This window comes from Prosthecobacter sp. (assembly GCF_046154365.1).
GTDB lineage: Bacteria > Verrucomicrobiota > Verrucomicrobiia > Verrucomicrobiales > Verrucomicrobiaceae > Prosthecobacter.
The window spans coordinates 16,656-37,441 of sequence record NZ_JBJXFV010000122.1 but is presented as its reverse complement, the minus strand read 5'-3'; the positions used below and the strand labels follow the sequence as shown (position 1 = coordinate 37,441).

The window sequence follows — 20,786 nt, the reverse complement described above, 5'->3', positions numbered from 1 at the left end:
GCCATGTCCGCTGTTTCCGTCAATCATCTGAGCAAGGTCTTCAAAGGCTCCTTGGTTAAGGGCGCGTTCCGTGCGGTGCATGATTTGTCGCTGACGGTGAAAGCGGGCGAGGTGTATGGCCTCATCGGCCCGAATGGCTCGGGCAAATCAACAACGATGAAGGTCATCCTGGGCCTGCTGAAGCCGACCGAGGGCGACACGAGCATCTTTGGCGTGCCGAGCACCGAAGTGGCCAGCCGCAGCGATGTGGGCTTTCTGCCGGAGAACCCGTATTTCTATAAGCACCTCACCGGCCGTGAAACCCTGCACTTCTACGGCAGCCTGTGCGGCATGCGTGGCGCAAAGCTGAAGGAGCGTGCTTCCGAAATGCTGGCGCTGACCGGCCTCGAAGATGCGGCGACACGACGCGTAGGCGGATATTCCAAAGGCATGCTGCAACGGCTCGGTCTGGCGCAGGCTTTGATTCACGAGCCGCGCCTGCTGGTGCTCGATGAACCGACGGCAGGCGTTGATCCCGCAGGTTCGCGGAAGATTCGTGATTTGATCATCGAGTTCCGCTCGCGTGGCATCACGGTGCTCGTCACTTCGCACCTGCTGGAGCAGATGCAGGAGGTCTGCGACCGCGTGGGCATCATGGCGCATGGCCGCATGGTGCGTGAAGGGCGGCTGGAGGATTTGATCGCGGTGGAGAATCAAACCGAGATGGTCATCGAGAACGCCTCCCCGGCCCTGCTCGCGCAGATTGACGCACTGGTGCAGGCCGCCGGCGGTGACACGCGCCTGCTGCGCAGCGGTCATCCGCGCACGACGCTGGAACGCCTGTTCCTCGAAGCCACGAACGAAGCGAAAAAGCCATGAGCGACGCCACGATCAGTTCTGCTGCCGCAAAGACGCCCAAAGTGCGCTTCTCGCCGCAGCGTGTCTGGACCATGGCGATGGCGACGGTGACGCAGCTCATCCGCATGAAGATTCTCGCGTTTCTCGTGCTGTTTTGCCTGCTGGCGGTCGGCGCGGGTTTTGCGTTCTCCGTCATCAATCCCGAGCAGCAGCTCAGCTTGTTGAAAAGCGTCACGCTGGGTGCGTTGCAAATTTTCAGCATCGTGATTGGCGTCGTCTCCACGGCGTTGCTGCTGCCGAAAGATCTGGAGGATCGCACGCTCTACACGATCCTGTCGAAGCCGGTGCCGCGCTTTGATTACCTGCTCGGCAAACTCATTGGCGTGCTGATGCTGATCGGCGGCGGCTTGATCGTGATGGATGCGGTGTTGAGCCTGATTCTCTGGATGCGGCAATCGCTGTTGTTTGAGGAGGCCGTTAACCATCTGCGCATGGAAAAAATGGATTCGGCGGAAGCGGTGACGCAGGTGCGTGAGATCGTGGCAAGGCAGGGATTGACCTGGAACCTGCACTGGGCGGTGTGGGCGATCTTTTTGAAGGCAACCGTAGTGACCACCGTGGCACTGCTGCTATCGAGCATCGCGAGTTCAACGCTGTTCACCATCGTCATCGCCTTCTGTGTCACGATCATCGGCCACGGCGAGGCGCTAATCCGCGAATTCTTCTTCACGCCGAATCTCTCCGGGATGACTGGCCGTGCGGCAGCGCTGCTGCTGGCAGCGATCTGCCCTGATCTGGCACAGTTCGACATCGTGGACAGCGTGGTGAACGGCGAGATCGTGCCGTGGGCCGCCGTGCTCAACATGACAAGCCTCGCGGCGATTTATGTGACGGTGTACATGTTCATCACCCATCTGGTGTTCGCGGAGAAGGAGCTATGAACCGAAAACTCCAAGCGCTGGCGGTGCTGCTGCTCTTTGGCGTGGTAAAACTGCCGCTGGAGCAGCATGTGACGCATGAATTGCGGACGCAGGGAATGCTGCAGGAGCCGATTCGCCTCGGCGTGGGAGAAGATCTCGGGCAGGCAGGTATTGCGGCATCACTGGGCGGACTGCGCGGACTGGCGGCGTGCATATTTCAACTGCGCGCGCATGTGGAATTCACATACGTGAACTGGGCGAAGGTGGACAGCCTCTACAAACTCGTGACACGGCTGCAGCCGCGCAACTCGCGTTACTGGGAGGAAGCAGCGTGGCACATGGCTTACAACGCGGCGTCGTATTATTTGTACAACCAGGAGCTGAAACCGGCGCTGCGGGGTCAGCTTTATCATGACCATGTGAAACGCGGCGTCGCCATCCTGGAGGAAGGACTGCGCTTTTTGCCGCGCAATCCGCGCTTGTGGGAGAAACTGGCGGAGGTGCATGCCAAGAGAACCTATCAGTTCAAGGATGCGGGCGATGCGTATTGGAACTCGTTTCAATGCGGTGGCCTGAATTACATGGAGCGGTTTGCGGCCTACGCGTATGCGCAGTCGAATGACCCTGACGCGTGGCAGAAGGGTTACGCCATTTTGAAGCGGCTCTATGATGCCAAGAAAGTCACGCCGGGCCTGATCGAATTCTTGAAGATGCTGGAGGAGAAGCTGCATCTCCCGGCCGGTCAGCGCATCCCGGATGCGGCACCGGTGCGGCAGATACCGCCGCCGGAAGCAGGGCCGCGACGGTGACATGGGTGTCAGCTTGGCCTGTTTGACTTCCGGCACATCCGGGTGAAATTTCACAAGTGCCAACCAAAATAGACATCCCCCGCAAGTCGATCTACCGCCTGTCGATCTACCAGCGCTGCCTGCACCGGCTGCGTGAAAACCGTGTGGACACGGTTTCCTCCGCCGCGCTGGCGAAGGCCGCCGGGGTGAAGTCCACGCAGTTGCGCAAGGATCTGGCCTACTTCGGGCAGCTCGGCACGCGTGGCCTCGGCTACAATGTGGATGCCTTGAGCACGACCATTGGCGATGTACTGGGGCAGAATAAACTGCAGCCGGTAATCCTCGTTGGTGTCGGCAATCTCGGCTCGGCGCTGCTGCATTACGGCGGGTTTCGCAAAGAAGGCTTCGAGATCGCGGCGGCGTTCGATCTGAACCCAAAGAAGCTGCCAAGCCTCAAGGTGCCAGTGCTCAATATGTCGGAAGCGGCCACCTTCATCACTCGCCATCACGTCAAGATGGCGATCCTCACCGTACCGGCCAACAACGCCCAGTCCGTGACCAATGATCTGGTTCAGCACGGCATCCAGGCGATCCTGAATTTCTCGCCCACGGTGCTCGACGTGCCGGAGCACGTCGTGGTGAACAGCGTCGATCTGGCGGTGGAGCTGGAGAACTTAAGCTACTTCATCCGGTGAGGATTATTTCCTCGCTGTCTTTGGCGGCAGTTCACGAATGAATGACCAGGAGACTTCGGCAACCTCGCCCGTGTCATAAGTCACGATGAAATGACTGCGGAGTTCTTCGTCCACCTCGACCTGAACCGGCACCGCCTTGGTGGAAATACGATTAGCTTTGCGAATCGTCGCATGTGGCTCCAGAAAACAAAGACCGTCCTCGAACTCGACATCAAAAGCGTCCTCCCAGCCAAGATAGCGGGCATGCTTGACGCGAGAAAAGGTTCCCTTGCCGAAAGGCTTTTTGAGTTGAACGGCGATTTTCATAGTCGGCCCTGCTTTTGAAGTTCTGTGATCAGCTTTAGCAGCTTTTTATCGGGATTCCAGCCCTCATGCCCGGTCAGCGTGTTTAGATTCAATCGGCCCATGAAGCCACCCTTGGCATCATAGACATGCACATGCCGTGGATCATGGTCACCGATGAACCACTCGATCACATAGCCATGCCGACGGATGCGTCCCATGATTTGAGGGCCTCAATAACTCCGCGCAAAGATCACGCGACGGCTGCTCGGCTTGCCGGTGAGGAAGCATTTCCCTTCCTCGGCAAACTGATCGCCATGCGGGATGCAACGGATCGTCACCTTGAGTTCCTTGCTCAAGGTGTCTTCATCCTCGCTGCTGCCGGCCCAGTTCATCAGGGCAAAGCCGCCTTCGGAGTTCTCAGCGAAGTAGGCTTTGAATTCTTCGAGCGTTTCGAGCTTCTTCATGTTGGCGTCACGCAGTGCGGTGGCACGAGCGAGCAGAGCGTCCTGAATTTCGCCCAAACGCTCCTGCACCGACTGAATGAACTCTTCCTTGGGCACAAACTCCTTAGCCTTCGGCCCCAGATCGCGACGGCACACAGCCACGCTACGGCTGGTGATGTCACGCGGTCCCATTTCGAGGCGCATCGGCACGCCTTTCTTGATCCACTCCCAGTTTTTCGCGCCGCCTTGCAAGTCGCGCTTGTCCACATGCACGCGCAGCGGTTCGCCGCCGAAGGTTTGTGTGCGCAGCGTTTGGGCGAGCGCTTCGCAGGCGTCGATGACTTCCTGCCGCGTCTCCGGCTTCGGCGTGACGGGCAAAATGACAATCTGGTTTGGCGCGACGCGTGGTGGGATGATCACGCCGTCGTCATCGCCATGCGCCATGATCACGGTGCCGATGAGACGTGTGCTGACGCCCCAGCTGGTGGTGTGCGCGAGCTGACGCGTGTTGTCGCGGCCGAGGAACTGAATGTTCGCGGCTTTAGCGAAGTTTTGGCCGAGGTAATGCGACGTGCCGGCCTGAATGGCCTTTTTGTCCTGCACCATCGCTTCGACGGTGAAAGTCTGCACCGCGCCAGGGAAACGCTCGCGCTCCGTCTTCTCGCCAGGAATCACCGGGATGGCGAGATGGTCGCGCAGGAAATCCTCATACACCTTGTGCATGGTGCGTGTCTCCGCGATGGCCTCTTCGGCCGTTTCATGCGCGGTGTGGCCTTCCTGCCACAGGAACTCGGCGGTGCGCAGGAACAGGCGCGGGCGCATCTCCCAGCGCATGACATTGCACCATTGGTTGATGAGCAGCGGCAGGTCGCGGTAGCTCTCCACCCAGCGGGCGAAGGCGGCGCCGATGATCGTCTCCGAAGTCGGGCGAATCACGAAGGGCTCGGCCAGTTCGCCGGTGGGAATCATCTTGATCGTGCCATCCGGCTGTTTCTGCGCTTCGAGGCGATGATGCGTGACCACCGCGCACTCGGTGGCAAAGCCCTCGGCATGCTGCGCTTCTTTTTCGAGATAGCTCAACGGGATGAGCAGCGGAAAATACGCATTCACATGGCCGGTGGCCTTGAACTGCGCATCGAGCTGGCGCTGGATGTTTTCCCACAGGCCGTAGCCCCACGGCTTGATCACCATGCAGCCGCGCACCTCGGAGTTCTCCGCCATGTCGGCGGCACGCACGACCTGCTGGTACCATTCGGGGAAATCTTTGTCGCGGGTGGGGGTGATAGCGGTGGGGGTGCTCATGGGGCGGGCATGGTAAATGGTTTGCCGCAGCGGTCAACGGGCACGGACAAGGCGGAATTGTGTTTTGATTGATCCAAACCAGCCGCTACCTGTCTCAAGCAGCCCGCTTCATGAAACGACTCCTTCTCCTGCTCGCCATGTCATTCTGCACGCTGGCGGCGGCGCAACAGCCGTCCGCCATTGACGCGCGCACGAACTTCGAGATCGAAGATGGTGGCAAAAAGCGGCGTTTTGACGTGGCGCTGGATGAATTGGCGGAAAAACCGTCGGGTGGCAAAGAACGGGCCGCGAAGATGGCCAAAGCGGTCAAAAATTTCGGCGAAGCACGCCGTCAGGCGAAGCAGACCGAGGCGGCGACGGGCGTGAAGCAGGACATCGTGCTCTATGAACAGGGCAAACCGCACGACGAAAGCTCCCGCCGGGTGGTGACACGCAAGGTGCTGGTGAAGGTGGCGGCAAATTTTGACCTGAATGCGGCGGCGCTGAAGATCAATGCGCTGGGCACTGAAAAGCCCCGTTACGCGCCTGGATATGTCCTTTTGACGGTGCCAGGCCCCGGCGACGCGCTGGCGGTGCTGGAGACGCTGCGCACGCTGCCCGGTGTGATCTCGGTCGAGCCGCAACTGGCGCGGCAGCAGCAGCGGCGGCTCATTCCCAACGACACCTTCTTCTCTTACAACGCCGCCAACCCCGGCTACCAATGGCATCTGCGCAACACCGGCCAGTCGCCGGGCACGGCGGGCATCGACGTGAATGTGACGACGACCTGGGACACTTACACGGGCAGCGGCATCCGCATCGGCATCGTAGATGATGGCCTGGAGGTCGCACATCCCGACCTCGCGCCCAATGCGGACACGGTGAACGATCATGACTGGAATGATGGCACGCCGGATGATCCCACCGGCAGTCCCAGCTCCGACACGCACGGCACGGCCTGCGCGGGCGTGGCGGGTGCCAGAGGCAACAATGGCACGGGCACCTCCGGCTCCGCGCCGAACGCCACGCTCGTCGGCCTGCGCCTCATCGCCGCCGCCGTCAGCGATGCGGATGAAGCGGCGGCTTTGACCTGGAGAAACGACCTCATCCAGCTCTACAGCAACTCCTGGGGCCCCAGTGATGACGGCAGGGATCTGCGTGATGCCGGACCGCTGGTGAAACAGGCCCTCGCCAACGGTGCCAGCACCGGCCGCGGCGGCAAAGGCTCCATCTGGCTCTGGGCGGCGGGCAACGGCGGCGATGTGACGGACAATTCCAACTACGACGGCTACGCCAACTCCATCTACACCATCGCCGTCGCCGCGATGAACGACACCGGCGGGCGCAGCGCGTACTCCGAGCCGGGCGCCAATGTGCTCATCTGCGCCCCATCGAACGACATCACCGGCAGCCATCGCGGCATCACCACCACCACGACCAACAGCGGCTACACGCACAGCTTTGGCGGCACCTCGTCCGCCACACCACTGGCGGCAGGTGTCGTGGCTCTGCTGCTGGAGAGCAATCCCAATCTCGGCTGGCGGGATGTGAAGGAAATCCTGCTGCGCAGCGCCACCAAGGTGAATCCCACGCATGCCGACTGGATCAACAACAGCGCCGGCTATCACTTCAATCACGACTACGGCGCTGGATTGATCAACGCACAGGCCGCCGTGGCGCTGGCCGCCGGCTGGACGAACCTCGGCCCGCAAACCACGCAGCAAATCGCCCAGACGGGTCTCGCTCTGTCCATTCCCGACGGCAGCACCACTGGCGTGACGCGCACCTTCACCGTGCCAGGCTCCGTCTTCATGCGGGTGGAGCACGCCACACTGCACATCGCCGCCACACACGGCAAGCGTGGCGACCTGAACATCACGCTCACCTCGCCCGGCGGCACCGTGAGCAAATTGTTCGTCAACCATACGGGCGATGCCAATCTCGACATGGACTGGACCTTCTCCTCCGTGCGGCATTGGGGCGAAGGTGCCGCTGGCAACTGGAGTGTGAAGGTCAGCGACCTCGCCGGCGGCAATCTCGGCACCCTGACGAGCGCCACGCTCACGCTCTACGGCGCGAACACCGCACCGCCGACCGCACCGCCGGTGATCAGCAGTGTGCTGAGCATCAGCGGCAATGCCGAGTCGCCATTGAGCTATCAAATCACCGCCAGCAACAATCCGCAGACCTTTTCCACCGCCGGACTGCCCAGTGGACTGAGTCTGAGCGCCAGCGGCCTCATCCAAGGCACACCGACACAGCAGGGCACCTTCAACGTCACGCTCGGCGCCACCAACATCCTTGGCACTGGCAATGCGACACTCGTCATGAACATCGGCGCGCGCCTGCCCACGCCGCCCGTCATCACCAGCACCCTCGCGGCGCAGGCCGTGCTCAATGTGCCGTTCAATTACCAAATCAGCGCCACCAACACGCCCACCAGCTACGCCGCCAGCGGCATGCCCGCTGGCATCACTGTGAACACAACGAGCGGTGCCATCAGCGGCATCCCGACGGTGACCGGCACCTTCAACATCACCCTCTCTGCCACCAACGCCGACGGCACGGACACCAAGACGCTCGTGCTCAATGTCAGCTCCACGGCCTCCTTGCTGGCCCAGGCCCTGGATTCACCGCAGTTGATCTTCACCACCGGCGGCAACGTGCCGTGGGTCGTCCCCGCCACCAGCACGCACGATGGCAGCGATGCCGCTGAGAGTGGTGACATCACCAACAACCAGCAAAGCTGGCTCGAAACCACCATCACCGGCCCCGCCTACGTCAACTTCTGGTTTCAGCTCGACTCCGAGGCGGGCTACGACTTCTTCCGCTTCTCCATCGACGGCGAGGAACTCTGGTACAGCGATGGCTTCCACGCCTGGCGGCTGCTCGGCTTCTATGTGCCGCCCGGCATTCACACCGCCCGCTGGAACTACACCAAGGATGATAGCGCCAGCACCGGCCAGGACCGCCTGTATGTGGATCAAGTCGAAGTCCAAGGCGTACAGCAACTCCTCGGCAACACACTCGACAATCCCAACCTCACTTGGCAAATGCCCAGCGCGCAGGCTTGGCCCTTGCAGAACCGCCGCACCATCGATGGCGCCGACGCACTCATCAGCCCCATTTTTCTCGATCACAGCCGCAGCAGCGTCATTGAGACGCCCGTCACCGGCCCAGGCAGCGTTTCCTTTTGGTGGACGGTTTCATCTGAACTCAACGGTGACTTCTTCCGCTTCGAAATCGACGATACGGTGCAAACCCAGATCAGCGGCAACAGCAGTGGCAACAACCTCCCCTGGGCGCAGCAGACCTTCAATGTACCAGCCGGTCAGCACCTGCTGCGCTGGCGCTACATCAAAAATGAAGCCGTGGTGGATGGCCTCGATGCCTGCTGGCTCGATTCGATCACTTACACCCCCACCTTCGCCAGTGGACCGCCCTACGCGCAATGGCTCAACGGCCTTTTCCCCACCAATCAGCTCGGCAACGGCTTCATCACCGGCCCCAGCATCGACTCCGACGGCGACGGCCGCAGCAACCTGCACGAATACGCCTTCGGCGGCTCCCCCCTCGTCCACGACAGCACACAGCCCCTGTCATCACAGCCCGCCGGCAGCGAAGTCTTCTTCGACTACACCACGGACAGCGCCAAAACCGATCTCATCATCACCCCGCGCCTCTCCGACGACCTCACCACCTGGACCGACGCCACCAGCGAATTCGTCTCCCAGGCCGGCACCCTCACCCAGCGCCGCGTGCGCGTGCCACAGAGCGCGGGAAAGAAATTTTTCATGCTGAAGGCCGATCTGGTGCCGTGAGGGTTTGGCAGGCTGCAATGGCATGGCCTTCCTGCCTTTCATCGGCACGCATCGGTCAACGATCTGCGAGCCTCATCCTGAGTATTTTCACATCACGGTCCGCAAAATCCCACCAGTACGTCACCGCGTAGTTGCCGCAGATGTGGACATCCAGCGGGCGATCCACGCTGTCCCGCTCCTGAAACTCGGCGAAATGCCCCGGAGCGTCGGCGATCTAAAGAAACCGGTTTCTCAACTTCAGTCGCTCGCGTCGCGGCAGCCCATCGAGAAAGTCCAGCACCTCCTGCGCAATCAGCAGCCGGTATTCGCTTATGACTCAAACCCGTAGCGACGGTCGAGATCTTCAATCGTCACCCAATTCTTGGGATCTTTGTCGTCAATACGCCGGGCCATTTCTTCAGCGTAGCCTGCCTCGCGTGAACGCCTGACGCTCACCAGATAGACAGACAAACGACGCGAATCCTCGTCACTCAGCTTGCTGGCTTCTTGCATGATGGTTTCCAGGCTCATGTCGCAAATCGTATTTCTTCAGCGCTTGATGGCAACTGGAACTTTGGCAACGCTCCAACAGCTAAAAATCTTCATTGCCCTGCAAGACTCGCCCCGCATAGACTGACTATCTCGAACCTATGCGCTCCCTCCTCTGCCTCGCCCTCGTCGCGTCCACCGCCTTCGCTGCCGACACGCACAAACTCACCCGCGTTTATGAAAAGCTCACCACCGAGCGGCCCATCGCCGTGGTGATCCCCGATGATGGCAGCGGTCGCGAATTCCTCGCTCTCCAGCGCGGCCAGATTCTGATCCTGCCGAAAGACGAGCAAGGTACCGAAGCGAAAACCTTCCTCGATCTCTCCCCACGCGGCATGGAGGCGAAGGACGGCCTCTTTGAAGAAGGACTCAACGGCCTCGCCTTTCACCCGAAGTTCAAAGACAACGGCCTGTTCTACCTCTGCTACACGCTGCAGAAGCCGAAACGCCTCATCGTCACCGAGATGAAGGCCGAGGGCGACAAAGCCGACGAAAAAACCGAGCGCGTGCTCATTGAAGTGCCGCTCATCAACTGGAACCACCACGGCGGCAACATCCTCTTCGGCCCCGACGGCTTCCTCTACATCGGCGTCGGCGACAACTCGAAGCGCAACGGCGAATTGAAGATGTCCCAGCTCAACGCCACGCTCTTCGGCAAAATCCTCCGCATCGACGTCAACAGCCGCGAGTACCACAACGCCTACGGCATCCCCGCCGACAACCCGTATGCCAGCGGCGTCAATGCCCTGCCGCAGATCTACGCCAACGGCATCCGCAACCCTTGGGGCCTCAGTTTCGACGCCAAAGGCCACCTCTGGTGCGCCGATGTCGGCCAGGACATCTGGGAAGAGATCAACTGGATCACCAACGGCGGCAACTACGGCTGGCAATTCCGCGAAGGCCCCGCCGCCTTCCAGCTCAACACCGACACCCCGCCCGCCGACGCCAAATTCATCGAACCCATCCACTCCTACAACCACGCCGACGGTCTCAGCATCACCGGCGGCATCGTTTACACCGGCAAAGCACAGCCCGAACTCCAGGGTGCCTACATCTACGGCGACTTCGTTCTCGGCAAAATCTGGGCGCTCAAAACCGACGATACCGGCAAGGAACTGAGCAACACCCTGCTCTACACCAGCCCGCAGACCCCAGCCAACGACCCCAAGAAAAAGCCGACGGTTCTGGTGAAGCCCACCGCCTTTTGCGCCAACGCCGCCGGGGAGCTGCTCGTGCTCGATTGGAATGGTGTCATCTACAAGCTGGGGAAATGAGCAGCCGCAGCCAGGGATTGCTCGTTGCCAAAAAGCGCGCGCCCAAGTAATCTAGTCCATGAGCACCGCAGTCCTTGCCGCCCCTGCACCCGACCCATCCAGCATCCAGCAAGAGGATGTGGCGGCTCTTTATCTCCAAGAGAGAGGAAAACCCATGCCTGGAAAAAACCACGCCATCGTTCAGCTCAATCTCGGTGTCGCCTTCGCTCAGCACCGCGATTTTCGCACCATGAGCGAGTTGAACCTGGAACTCGACGGCTGGCGCGTGGTCCCAGACCTCTGTGTTTTTCCGCGCAGCAGCAACAACTTCGATGCAGACATCGCCTGGGTCACCACCGTGCCGCTCATCGCCGTCGAAATCATCTCCCCCAGCCAGACGCTCGAAGAAATGACCGCCAAGATCAACAAACTGCTCGCCGCTGGCGTGCCCAGCGTCTGGTTCATCATTCCCAGCGTGCGCGTCATCTCCATCTATCAAAAGGGTGCGCCTCTGCTCAGCGCCACCGCTGGAGTGCTCACCGATCCTGTCACCGGCATCTCGGTGAATGTGGATGAAATCTTTGCCTGAGCATCACGACCGCAGCGAAAGGCCGCGCCACTTGCGCACGTAGTTCTGGGCATCATCCCCCTATGATGTCCAAAACCACCCTCTCGCTGACCTGTGCGGCATTCGCCGCTGTATCTTTGCATGCCCAGGATGCTGCCGAAAAAATCACCTATCAGGACCACATTCGTCCATTGCTGGAGAACAAATGCTTCTCCTGCCACAACCCCGATAAAAAGAAGGGCGATCTCGATCTCACCAGCTTTGGCGCTTTGATGACCGGTGGTGGTGGTGGTGCCGTCGTTGATCCCGGTAATGTCGATAGCAGCCGCATCTGGAGCACCTGTGCGAAAAAAGAAGAACCCTTCATGCCGCCAGAAGGCGCACCGCTCGGCCCCAAAGATCTCGACCTCATCGCAGCGTGGATCAAAGGCGGCATCCTCGACACCAAGAGCAGCCTCGCCAAGAAATCGGCCAAGCCGAAGGTCGATATGGCCGTCGCCATCACCAGCGGCAAACCTGAAGGCCCCATCGCGAAGCCGGAGAACGTCCTGCTCGAACCCGTCGTCGTCACGCAGCGCACCACCGCCGTCACCGCCATGGCCGCCAGCCCGTGGGCACCGCTCATGGCACTCGCCGCGCCCAAGCAGATCCTGCTGTACGACACCGATACCAAGCAGCTCGCCGGCATCTTCCCTTACACCGAAGGCTACGCCCGCAGCCTGCGCTTCAGCCGCAACGGTTCGTTGCTCATCATGGGCGGCGGACGCGCCGGCAAAAATGGTCACGCCATCGTCTGGGATGTGAAAACCGGCAAACGCATCACCGAAGTCGGCAAAGAATTCGACCAAGTCATGTCCGCCGACATCAGCCCCGATCACAAGCGCATCGTCATCGGCAGCCCGTCGAAGAAAGTGAAGTGCTACAGCACCGCCACCGGTGAGGAAGAATACGTCATCGCCAAGCACACCGACTGGGTCATGGGCACCGCCTTCAGCCCCGATGGTGTCCTGCTCGCCACCAGCGACCGCAACGGCAACGTCATGGTCTGGGAAGCCGACAGCGGCGGCGAATTCTACATTCTCGGCCAGCACAAAGGTTCCTGCGTCGATCTCGCCTGGCGCTCCGACTCCAACATCCTCGCCTCCTGCGCCATGGACGGCACGATCATGCTCTGGGAGATGAATGAAGGCAAAAAAGTCAAGGAATGGGCCGCGCATGGTGGCGGCGTGCAGTCCGTTTCCTTCACGCCCGATGGCAAACTCGTCTCCTCTGGCAACGACGGCCTCGTCCGCACCTGGGACATCAACGGCACCAAACTCGGCGAAGCCCCCAGCCAGGGAGATCTTGTCACCAAGGTCATCGCCGGTTACGATTCCAAGTCCGCCATCTCCGCCAACTGGCGCGGCGAAATCATCCAGTGGAACTTCGGTGTCACCGCCCTCACCGAAACCGGCCGCTACGTCAGCAACCCGCCACTCATCGCCCAGCGCATCGTGCAGACCGAGCAGCGCATCGCCGAACTCACCACGAAACTGCCCACCACTCAGGCTGCCATCAAGGCCGCCGAAGCCGACGCCAAAGCCCGTGATGAAGCCCTCGCCAAAGTGCGTGCCGAAGTCGCCGCCACCGAGGCCCGCAGCAAAAGCCTGCCCGGTGAAATCGCCGCCGATGAGAAAGCGCTCAACGATTCGAAAGCCGCTCTCGCTAAAGCCACCAAGGACAAAGAGGCACGCACCGCCGCCATCAAGCAGTTCACCGAGCGCTCCGCCAAAATCGCCGCGCAGGAAAAAGAACTCGCGCCAGTCGCCGCCGAAGCCGCCAAACTGCCTGCCGCCGACAAAGCCATCGCCGACATCAACGCGGCACTCGAAGCCGCGAAGAAAGAACTCGCCGCCAAAGCTGGCGATGCCGCTCTCACGGCCAAAGTGAAAGACACCGAGACCAAACTCGCCGCCGCGAAGGCCGCGCAGCAAAAAATCGCCCCCAACAAAGCCAAAGCCGATCAACTCGCCGCCGCCATCGCCAAAGCGAAGACCGAACTCGGGGCTGCGCCCGCTCCCGTGGCTGATCTCGACAAATTGATCACCGACACCAACGCCAAGATCAAAGCCACCGCCGACGGCATCGCTGCAAAGAAAGCCGAGCTGCCCAAGCTGCCCGCTCTCGTCAAAGCCGGCCCGGATCGCATCAAAGGAGCCGAAGGCAATGCCGCCGCAGGCAAAACCGCCCTCGCCGCCGCCCAGGCCACCGCGAAAGCCACCAGCGATGAAATCGGCATCCTGCAAAAAGTTCCCACCGCGCTCAAAGCCGCGCAGTTCAACACCGGCGTGCTCACCGAGAAGGAAAAACTCGCCAAACTCGAAGACGACTTCAACGACTTCACCGCCGCCAAAAAAGATGCCGAAGAAGCCAAAGTCGCCGCCGCCGCACGCATCGAAGCCTCGAAGAAAGCCATCGCTGAATCCATCGCCGCCCTTCCCGGCCACGAAGCGACGATGAAGAAGCTCCAGAGCGAACTCGCCGCGCTCGAAACCTCCATCGCCCCCACGCGTGCCGCTGACGGCGCTGCCAAAGCCAAAGTGGACGAACAGAAAGCCATCCTCGCCACCAAGGCAGCCGAACTCGCCGCCGCCACCAAGGCGAAGGACGACGGCATCGCCGCCGCGAAGAAATCCGCCGAGGACATCGCCAAGGCCATCGACCCCTTGAAGAAAAAACTCAACGAAGTCGCCGCCAAGCTCGATGCGCCTCAAAAAGCCGTGAAAGCCAAGCAGGACGCTCTCGCCCAAAAAGACACCGCCCTCGCCGCTGCGAAGAAAGCGCTCGCCGATGCGACCGCAGATGCCGCAGCCAAGGCCGCCGCCTTCAAGAAAGCCGAAGCCGCCGTCGCTCCCGCCACCGCTGCCACGCAGGCCGCTGAGAAAGCTCTCACCGATGCTCGTGCGAAACTGAATCAGGCCAATCAAGCCGTGCAGCCTGCCAAAAACGCCGTTGCCGGTGCCGAGAAGCAGATCGCCGACCTCAAGGCCAAGAACCAGCCAACCGCCCCTGCTGAACCCGCATTGAACGATGCGAAGGCCAAGCTCACCGCCGCTCAGAAAGCTGTCGTCGATGTCACTGCGTCACAAACCAACGCTCAGAAGGACGTTGAAGCCAAGAAAGCCGCCAAAGCAGCCGTCTCGCAAGCCTTTGAAGCCGCCAAAAACGCCAACGGCACCGCCACCAGTCTCGTGACCAAGGCCACCAACACCGCCAAGCAGACCGAGCAGCAGCAGGTCGCCGCCAAGAACGAATTCGCCAGCGCAGAGAAAATCGCCGCGCCAATTCGCGGCCAACGCGACAGCATCGCCAAAGAAATCGAAGCGCAGGGCAAAGCTCTCGCCGAGAAGCAAGCCGCGCCTGCCGCCATCGAAAAAGATTACGCCGCCAAGATCGCCCCGATCAACGCCGCCATCGCCGCCGCCAAGACCGCGCTGCCGCCGCTCGAACAGACCTTCGCCACCGCTCACGGCAAGCTCGACGCCGAACAGAAAGTCGTCGATGCCAAGAAAGCTGAGGTCACCAAGTCCATCGCCGATGTCGAAGGCACCAAGAAGAAAAAGACCGACGCCGAAGCCACCATCGTCGCCGCCACCAAAGAAATCCCTGAGAAGGACAAGGCCCTCGTCGAGATCACCGCCGAACTCGCCAAGCTCCAGCCCCAGCTAGAGCCGATGCGCACCAAAGTGAAGCAGATGAACGACCAGTATCTCACGATGCTGCCGAAGTAGCCCGTAGCCGCATTCGCCAGAATGCGGATGCCCCGCGCTCCGTTCATACGCTGATCCACGTTCTGGCGAACGTGGCTACAGAACTCCAGTCGCCGCGCGACTGGACGACGTGGCATTTCGCGGCATCATGCGCGCCCCTCCCCTACCTCCTCAAGGCATTGATCAGCTCATTGATCTTCGCTCGCATGAGTTCCAGATCAGCCAGGGTCGGCGGATCGTTGGTGAAGGCGGTGTCCAACGTGCCCACCGCATTGCTGTTGTTGCTCGTGCCAGCGATGGCACTGCTGAGCTGCGCATTCGTCACCTCGCCAGGCAATCCCTGCGCACCGGTGCCGCCGTCATTGCCGGTGAAACCACGCGGGAGATTGAAGATCAACCGCACCGCGCTGCCGTCGAACATCGTCTGCACACTCGCTGGATCGCTAGGGTTCAGCATGTTGACACCATCGACGACGAAGTTCGTGAATGGCGGCCCCTGACCGCCATCAGACCCGTTACTGCCATTCGTGCCGTCATTGCCACGCGGAATGCCAAACAGCAGTCGTACGTTCGCGCCATCAAAGCTGGTCTGCACCGTGGCATTGTCACCGGGATTCAAGGTGTTCACACCATCCACCATGAAGCTCGTGACCGGCGTGGCGCTCACGCCGTCCTGACCTCTGGGTATCCCAAAAGTGAAGCGCACGTTCGCGCCGTCCCAGCTCACGCTGGCTTGGGAGGCATCACCAGGATTGAGCGTCGTCGTATTGTCGATCACCGCACCCGTGACGCTGGTGCCATCGTTGCCGGGCGGCCCGGCGGGCACGGCATCAATCAAGTCTTTGAGGCCGTTGAACTGCGCACGAAACTCCGCTGACTTGAGTTTGATGCCTTGGGCAGGAAAGGTGGGATCGTAGGGCATGGCGTGTGGCGCGGAGCGCCGGTTAACGTTGGTTTGCAGTTGTTGACGATTCATCCTTCGCAGTGTTGCTACGGAGAATGGCTTGCGGAACAGTGGTTGACGGTGGCTGGCCCTTGAAGCGTCCTCGTCCTCGTCCTCGTTCTCGTTCTCGTTCAAGGTCAGGCGGGTCGCCAAAGTAGTTTTGAGCTTTAGCTCGTGATTGGGAGATCGAACGACGCCGACCAGAACCAAAGCGAGCTAAAGCTCTCGACGACTTTCCTCATGGAGCCATCTTTACGGCTTCATCACTCCAGGGGCCTTCGCCGGAGGCACCGACAGCGCGCACGCGGAAGGCGTAGGTCTTGCCGGAGGTCAGACCCGGCACTTCCGTGCGCGAGGTCGTGGTCACCTTCACCTGCGCCCACACCAGCGGTGTGGCGTGTTCCGCGAACTCCAGGATGTAGGAACGCGCGCCCGGCACAGGCTTCCAGTGGGGCTTCAGCGTGCCAGGGGTGTTGCTGGTGCCGATCTCGAAGTTGATCGGCGCGGGCAGATCGCCCACAGGCGCACGGTCGGCGGCCAGATCAAAGCCTGCCAGCACGATTTTGGCAGGATCGCCCTTCGCGGCGAGCTGCACATACGTCACACGGAAGCGCAGCGTGTCCTTCAGGATCGCCAGCAGGCCTGGGGCCGCCTCCTCGGCGGACGTGAGCTGCGCTTTGAGGGTGCTGCGCAGGTTCAGGTTGTTCACCACCGCCGCGTGGGCGGCGGCATGCGCTGCGGCCGTGGGGACCGGCGTGGTGAAGAAAGCGGCGGCATCAGGTTCAGCCATCGCCTGGGTATGGCGGGTGGAGACGGTCAGCGTCGCCACTTCATCCTTGTCAGTAATATCGAGTTTGATTTTCGCATTCATAGGTTTGAAGGCCGGAACTGGCGCGACGTTCCCTTCATCGAAAAAACTGTCCGCATCAAAGGCGGCACCGCTGTCAAAAAAAGCCATCGCGTTCGCACCGGCAGGTGTTGGAATTGTTGAGCACACAAAGAGGGCGTGTCACTCGGAAGCGGGCCGTCAAACAGGACGGCCACATGGCAGTCGATGCATTTTGACCCGGCGTGTTTGGTGATGCTCAAAAGATTTTTCCTTTTGGCGAACGTTCGTGCGGCGAAAACGAGCAAGCGGATATTCAGCGCGGTGACGACACCATCCGATCTGGATCTGACCCCGCGCACGCAATCCTGGCATTTTTTCTTTTTCGTACGAGTGAGATAACCATTGCATCGCGAATCAGCTTCTGATTTTCTTTCCGCGTCTTGTTTTGATGCACTCATCCCAAAGATGTCCACGGACATCCGGTCGCTTTCCCTCATACGACTCCATCCCTTATCCTGTCCGCATGGCCCCGAGCACACCCACCTCTCACCTCCTGCGCTTCCAGATCGGCCCCGTGCAGGACTTCATCGCCCAGGCGCGCAGCACGCGTGATCTTTGGAGCGGCAGCTATTTGTTGAGCTGGTTGGTGGCAGCGGGCATCAAGGCGCTGCCGCAGGGTGCGGAGTTGATCTTCCCCAACCTCGCGAGCCAGCCGTTGCAGCACCCACTGAATCCCGAAGCCGAAGGCATTCTCGTTCCCAACCTGCCCAACATCTTCATCGCCAAGATCACTATCGCTCTGCCGAAAGGCCTGGCCGAAAAAGTGAGAGATGCCATCAAAGCTGAATGGCAGGCCATCGTGAAAGCCGTGTGGGACCAGCGTGACAAGATAGGCCTACCACAAGAAGCCGAGAAACGTTTCTTCGCCCAGGTAGATCGGCACCTGTCCATCGCCTGGCAAGTCACCCCGCTGGCGAATGACTCCCCGGCCTCTTATCTGGCAGCTTACCAGCACAACGGCTGGCTCCTTGATGCCGTGCGGCAGACACGGGATTTTCATGCTTGGGATTCTGTGGTTGGAGAGGGAAAAAACCGGCTGACGACTGAGAAAGACAGCCTCAGCGGCAAGGAGGAGGCGCTTGTCGGTGGCACGGAGTATCAAGAGAAGATGGTAGCTCTAAAGGTGGCTTCAGAAAAAACGATTCACGAAGCCTATGCCTCGCTGTTTGCCAAACACGCGGACTACCTTGGAGCCATCGCCATCATCAAGCGCTGCTGGCATCTGGCTTATCTCAATTACGCCCACAACCCGAGACTCAAGACACGCTCGAAGGACTTTACCATTCGCTCCATCCCCGCCATCGCCGCCCGCACTGACGAGCACGATGACAACCGATCTCCAGATGAAACCAGCGGCGGAGAGAAATACATTGCCGCCATCGCTTTCGATGGCGACAGCATCGGACGTTGGGTCAATGGCGACTTCTGGCCGGATAAGAATGCACTAAAACAGCACCACTCCGACTTCAGCAAAGCCCTTTCCAACTTCGCCCTCGGTGAGGTGCGCAGGATCGTGGAAGGCCCCCTGGAAGATCAGAAGCAGGGGATTTGGAAAGGCCAGCTCATCTATGCGGGTGGTGATGACGTCGTCGCTCTCGTCCCGGCGGATGCGGCGCTTGGAATCGCTGCTGAATTACGCCAAGCATTCCAAGACGCGACCACGAACACCCCTTCCATCCGCGACAAACCCGATGCCTCCGCCGGCATCGCCATCGCCCACATCCACTCGCCGTTGCAGGATCTCATCCGCGAAGCGCAGAAGGCCGAAAAACGCGCCAAGAACACCGTCGGGCGCCCCGCCTTCTCCATCACGCTCATGAAGCGCAGTGGCGAAATTTCCCATTGGGGTAGCAAGTGGGAGAGCAAGGGCTTGGAACTTTACCGCGCCATCGCTGAGCGATTGAAACCCGACGGCCTCAGAGCCAAGTTCCCCCACAGAGTCTGCCAGCTTCTCACCCCCTACCTCACACAAAACTCTGGCCTGTCCAAGCAGCAGGATGCTATCACGGACATCAATGTTGCGAAAGACCTCATCGCTCGCGAGTTCGCCCATGCGGCGGAGCGGCAGGGTTCCAAAGACCTCGCCCGCGAGCTGGCAGCCCCCTTGATGACTTACCTCGATGGCATCCTCATTGCCCGTGCCGAGGGAGATAAAGCCATCGGCAAACCTTCAAAACAGTCCGCTACACAGGAACTCCTCACCTCGGTCATCGCCCTCTGCACCACCGTCGCGTTTGCCGACCGCACCAAACCTGCTCCCGCTGAAAAGCAACCCACCGCCGCATGAACACGCTCCTGCTCCAGCCCACTGACGTTCTCTTCTTCCGCGATGGCCGCCCCATGGGCGGTAGCCTCGGCGGTCACGGAGCCGCTTGGCCCCTGCCCACCGTCGCCAGTGCCGCCCTGCACGCCGCATTGCATCGGGCCGATCTCGAAAAGGCATCGGGTGCCCGACTCCATGGACACGATCATCACCGTAACGATGGTGAACGTATCAACGACGTCCGCAAGTTCGGCTCCCTCGTCTCCGCCGGGCCTTTCCCTGTCATCAAGGACAAGGACGGGAAGGAAGCCTGGCTTTTTCCCCGCCCGCTGGATGCCGGGATCGACAAGGACGAAAACGACTCCACTCAGCCCACCCTCCTGCCTTTGGCAGAAGGCTTCACGCAGGAGCACTCAAGCCTTCCTCCTCCGCTGAAACTCGCCATCGCCAACACCTGTGGTCCCACCAAGAAATCCCCTTCTCCCTGGTGGAACGCTGCCGCTTGGGAGACTTACCTCGGCACCGTCGAAGTCGATGCAAAACCCGCCTACCATGAGGACAGTGCCTTCGCCGACACCGAGTTCAGCTACGGCATCGGCATGAATCCCGACACGGGCACCCAGGACGGCGAGCGCTTTTACTCCGCCCACTACCTGCGCTTGAAGCCCGAAGGCCGCCTCGGATTGCTCGCCGAATCTCAGGACAAAATCAACGGCGATCCCAACGACAAACGGGATCTCATCATCTCCCTCTTCCCCAACAACGGTAGCCAAACCCCCGTCATCGTCGGCGGCCAACAGCGCCGCTGCACCGTCGAAAGCCATCACCACGCCCCCGTGCCTCTGCCCAAAGGCAAAACGGACGGCTTTGAGAGCAAAGATGCCGGAGAGAAATCCACCTGGCTCGTCAAGTGGGTGCTCCTCACCCCAGCTATTTTCCCGGTCATTCCAGACAAAGACAAAAACGGCAACCCAATGAATCCACATCCTGGGGGCTGGCTTCCCAATTGGGTGTTTCTTGATTGGGACAGCGATAAAGGAGAAGCGCGTGAGCACGCAGATAACGGTCGGGTCATGTTGAAATTGGGCGACACCGCACGCAGGGAGAGAGAGGGCCGCGAAACTTGGCGCAGGCGTGTCGCCGCGCTTCCCAATATTACAGCCACCCTCGTCGCCGCCCTCACCGGCAAGCCCATCCCTGTTACCGGCTACGCCCTGCCAAACCAAGATGTGGTGGAGATCCAAGGCGGAGCCAAGCATACCCATCTCGCCGTCCCCGCTGGTAGCGTTTATTACTTCACCTGCACCACCAAGGATGCCGCTGAAAAACTCGCCGCCGCCCTCAACTGGCACGGCAAGGAAGACTTCACCACGATCAAGAACCGCAGAAGCACCCTCATGGGGGAGAAAGGCTTCGGCCTCGGCGTCTGCGGCACCTGGCAGTTCCACGACGGCCAAATCCCCACCTGACATCCCCGGACATCCGTCTCTCTGACACATCATCCATCCCCATTTATCCATCAT

Annotated in this window: 18 protein-coding genes; 11 read left to right on the top strand and 7 right to left on the bottom strand. The window is 60.6% G+C overall.

What is annotated here, in order from left to right:
* Positions 1-3 precede the first annotated feature (3 nt).
* The 4 genes from ACKVY0_RS15880 to ACKVY0_RS15865 are packed head-to-tail and all read left to right on the top strand — an operon-like array spanning position 4 to position 3,240.
* Positions 4-858 (top strand): ABC transporter ATP-binding protein, encoded by an 855-nt coding sequence (locus ACKVY0_RS15880; RefSeq protein WP_409215802.1) that lies wholly within the window; start codon positions 4-6, stop codon positions 856-858.
* The gene (locus tag ACKVY0_RS15875) at positions 855-1,778 is read left to right on the top strand and encodes a hypothetical protein (protein ID WP_409215801.1); all 924 of its coding nucleotides are present in this window, start codon (positions 855-857) and stop codon (positions 1,776-1,778) included. Before ACKVY0_RS15880 ends, ACKVY0_RS15875 begins: the two co-directional genes overlap by 4 nt.
* Positions 1,775-2,566 carry a hypothetical protein gene (locus ACKVY0_RS15870; protein WP_409215800.1) on the top strand — a complete coding sequence of 264 codons (792 nt, stop codon included), beginning with the start codon at positions 1,775-1,777 and terminating at the stop codon, positions 2,564-2,566. Before ACKVY0_RS15875 ends, ACKVY0_RS15870 begins: the two co-directional genes overlap by 4 nt.
* Positions 2,567-2,622: 56 nt before the next feature.
* Entirely contained in the window at positions 2,623-3,240 is a 618-nt protein-coding gene (locus tag ACKVY0_RS15865) for a redox-sensing transcriptional repressor Rex (protein ID WP_409215799.1), read from the top strand.
* A 3-nt stretch (positions 3,241-3,243) separates the two neighbouring features.
* Here ACKVY0_RS15865 and ACKVY0_RS15860 read toward each other — a convergent pair whose 3' ends face one another.
* Genes ACKVY0_RS15860 through proS form a run of 3 tightly spaced genes read right to left on the bottom strand, consistent with a single transcriptional unit; the run spans position 3,244 to position 5,270 of the window.
* Positions 3,244-3,546, bottom strand: a complete 303-nt coding sequence (locus ACKVY0_RS15860; RefSeq protein WP_409215798.1) for a hypothetical protein — start codon at positions 3,544-3,546, stop codon at positions 3,244-3,246.
* Positions 3,543-3,743, bottom strand: a complete 201-nt coding sequence (locus ACKVY0_RS15855) for a hypothetical protein (RefSeq protein WP_409215797.1) — start codon at positions 3,741-3,743, stop codon at positions 3,543-3,545. Before ACKVY0_RS15855 ends, ACKVY0_RS15860 begins: the two co-directional genes overlap by 4 nt.
* Before the next feature lie 12 nt (positions 3,744-3,755).
* Positions 3,756-5,270 carry a proline--tRNA ligase gene (gene proS, locus ACKVY0_RS15850; RefSeq protein ID WP_409215796.1) on the bottom strand — a complete coding sequence of 505 codons (1,515 nt, stop codon included), beginning with the start codon at positions 5,268-5,270 and terminating at the stop codon, positions 3,756-3,758.
* Between the two features lie 110 nt (positions 5,271-5,380).
* On the opposite strand from proS, the gene ACKVY0_RS15845 reads away from it, so the two are divergent.
* Both ACKVY0_RS15845 and ACKVY0_RS15840 read left to right on the top strand, forming a co-directional pair.
* Positions 5,381-9,070, top strand: a complete 3,690-nt coding sequence (locus ACKVY0_RS15845; RefSeq protein WP_409215795.1) for a S8 family serine peptidase — start codon at positions 5,381-5,383, stop codon at positions 9,068-9,070.
* A 22-nt stretch (positions 9,071-9,092) separates the two neighbouring features.
* Positions 9,093-9,398: a hypothetical protein gene (locus ACKVY0_RS15840; protein WP_409215794.1), complete on the top strand. Its 306-nt coding sequence runs from the start codon at positions 9,093-9,095 to the stop codon at positions 9,396-9,398.
* Here the strand turns inward: ACKVY0_RS15840 and ACKVY0_RS15835 are convergent.
* Positions 9,380-9,580 (bottom strand): hypothetical protein, encoded by a 201-nt coding sequence (locus ACKVY0_RS15835; protein ID WP_409215793.1) that lies wholly within the window; start codon positions 9,578-9,580, stop codon positions 9,380-9,382. The genes ACKVY0_RS15840 and ACKVY0_RS15835 overlap by 19 nt on opposite strands.
* A gap of 119 nt (positions 9,581-9,699) precedes the next feature.
* Here ACKVY0_RS15835 and ACKVY0_RS15830 point away from each other — a divergent pair, with 119 nt between their 5' ends.
* From ACKVY0_RS15830 to ACKVY0_RS15820, 3 genes are all read left to right on the top strand, one after another.
* Positions 9,700-10,872: a PQQ-dependent sugar dehydrogenase gene (locus ACKVY0_RS15830; protein WP_409215792.1), complete on the top strand. Its 1,173-nt coding sequence runs from the start codon at positions 9,700-9,702 to the stop codon at positions 10,870-10,872.
* A 58-nt stretch (positions 10,873-10,930) separates the two neighbouring features.
* Positions 10,931-11,440: a Uma2 family endonuclease gene (locus tag ACKVY0_RS15825; RefSeq protein WP_409215791.1), complete on the top strand. Its 510-nt coding sequence runs from the start codon at positions 10,931-10,933 to the stop codon at positions 11,438-11,440.
* Between the two features lie 62 nt (positions 11,441-11,502).
* Positions 11,503-15,189, top strand: coding sequence for a c-type cytochrome domain-containing protein (locus tag ACKVY0_RS15820; protein WP_409215790.1), 3,687 nt, complete (start codon positions 11,503-11,505; stop codon positions 15,187-15,189).
* A gap of 142 nt (positions 15,190-15,331) precedes the next feature.
* Here the strand turns inward: ACKVY0_RS15820 and ACKVY0_RS15815 are convergent, their stop codons facing one another.
* From ACKVY0_RS15815 to ACKVY0_RS15805, 3 genes are all read right to left on the bottom strand, one after another.
* Positions 15,332-16,090 carry a hypothetical protein gene (locus tag ACKVY0_RS15815; RefSeq protein WP_409215789.1) on the bottom strand — a complete coding sequence of 253 codons (759 nt, stop codon included), beginning with the start codon at positions 16,088-16,090 and terminating at the stop codon, positions 15,332-15,334.
* A 259-nt stretch (positions 16,091-16,349) separates the two neighbouring features.
* Positions 16,350-16,982, bottom strand: coding sequence for a fibronectin type III domain-containing protein (locus ACKVY0_RS15810; RefSeq protein WP_409215788.1), 633 nt, complete (start codon positions 16,980-16,982; stop codon positions 16,350-16,352).
* Complete coding sequence (locus ACKVY0_RS15805; protein WP_409215787.1) at positions 16,979-17,419, bottom strand: hypothetical protein; 441 nt, start codon at positions 17,417-17,419, stop codon at positions 16,979-16,981. The genes ACKVY0_RS15810 and ACKVY0_RS15805 overlap by 4 nt, the downstream gene beginning before the upstream one ends.
* 44 nt (positions 17,420-17,463) lie before the next feature.
* Here ACKVY0_RS15805 and cas10 point away from each other — a divergent pair, with 44 nt between their 5' ends.
* Positions 17,464-19,287, top strand: coding sequence for a type III-B CRISPR-associated protein Cas10/Cmr2 (gene cas10, locus ACKVY0_RS15800; RefSeq protein ID WP_409215786.1), 1,824 nt, complete (start codon positions 17,464-17,466; stop codon positions 19,285-19,287).
* Positions 19,284-20,732 carry a type III-B CRISPR module-associated Cmr3 family protein gene (locus ACKVY0_RS15795; protein WP_409215785.1) on the top strand — a complete coding sequence of 483 codons (1,449 nt, stop codon included), beginning with the start codon at positions 19,284-19,286 and terminating at the stop codon, positions 20,730-20,732. Before cas10 ends, ACKVY0_RS15795 begins: the two co-directional genes overlap by 4 nt.
* Positions 20,733-20,786: the final 54 nt, after the last annotated feature.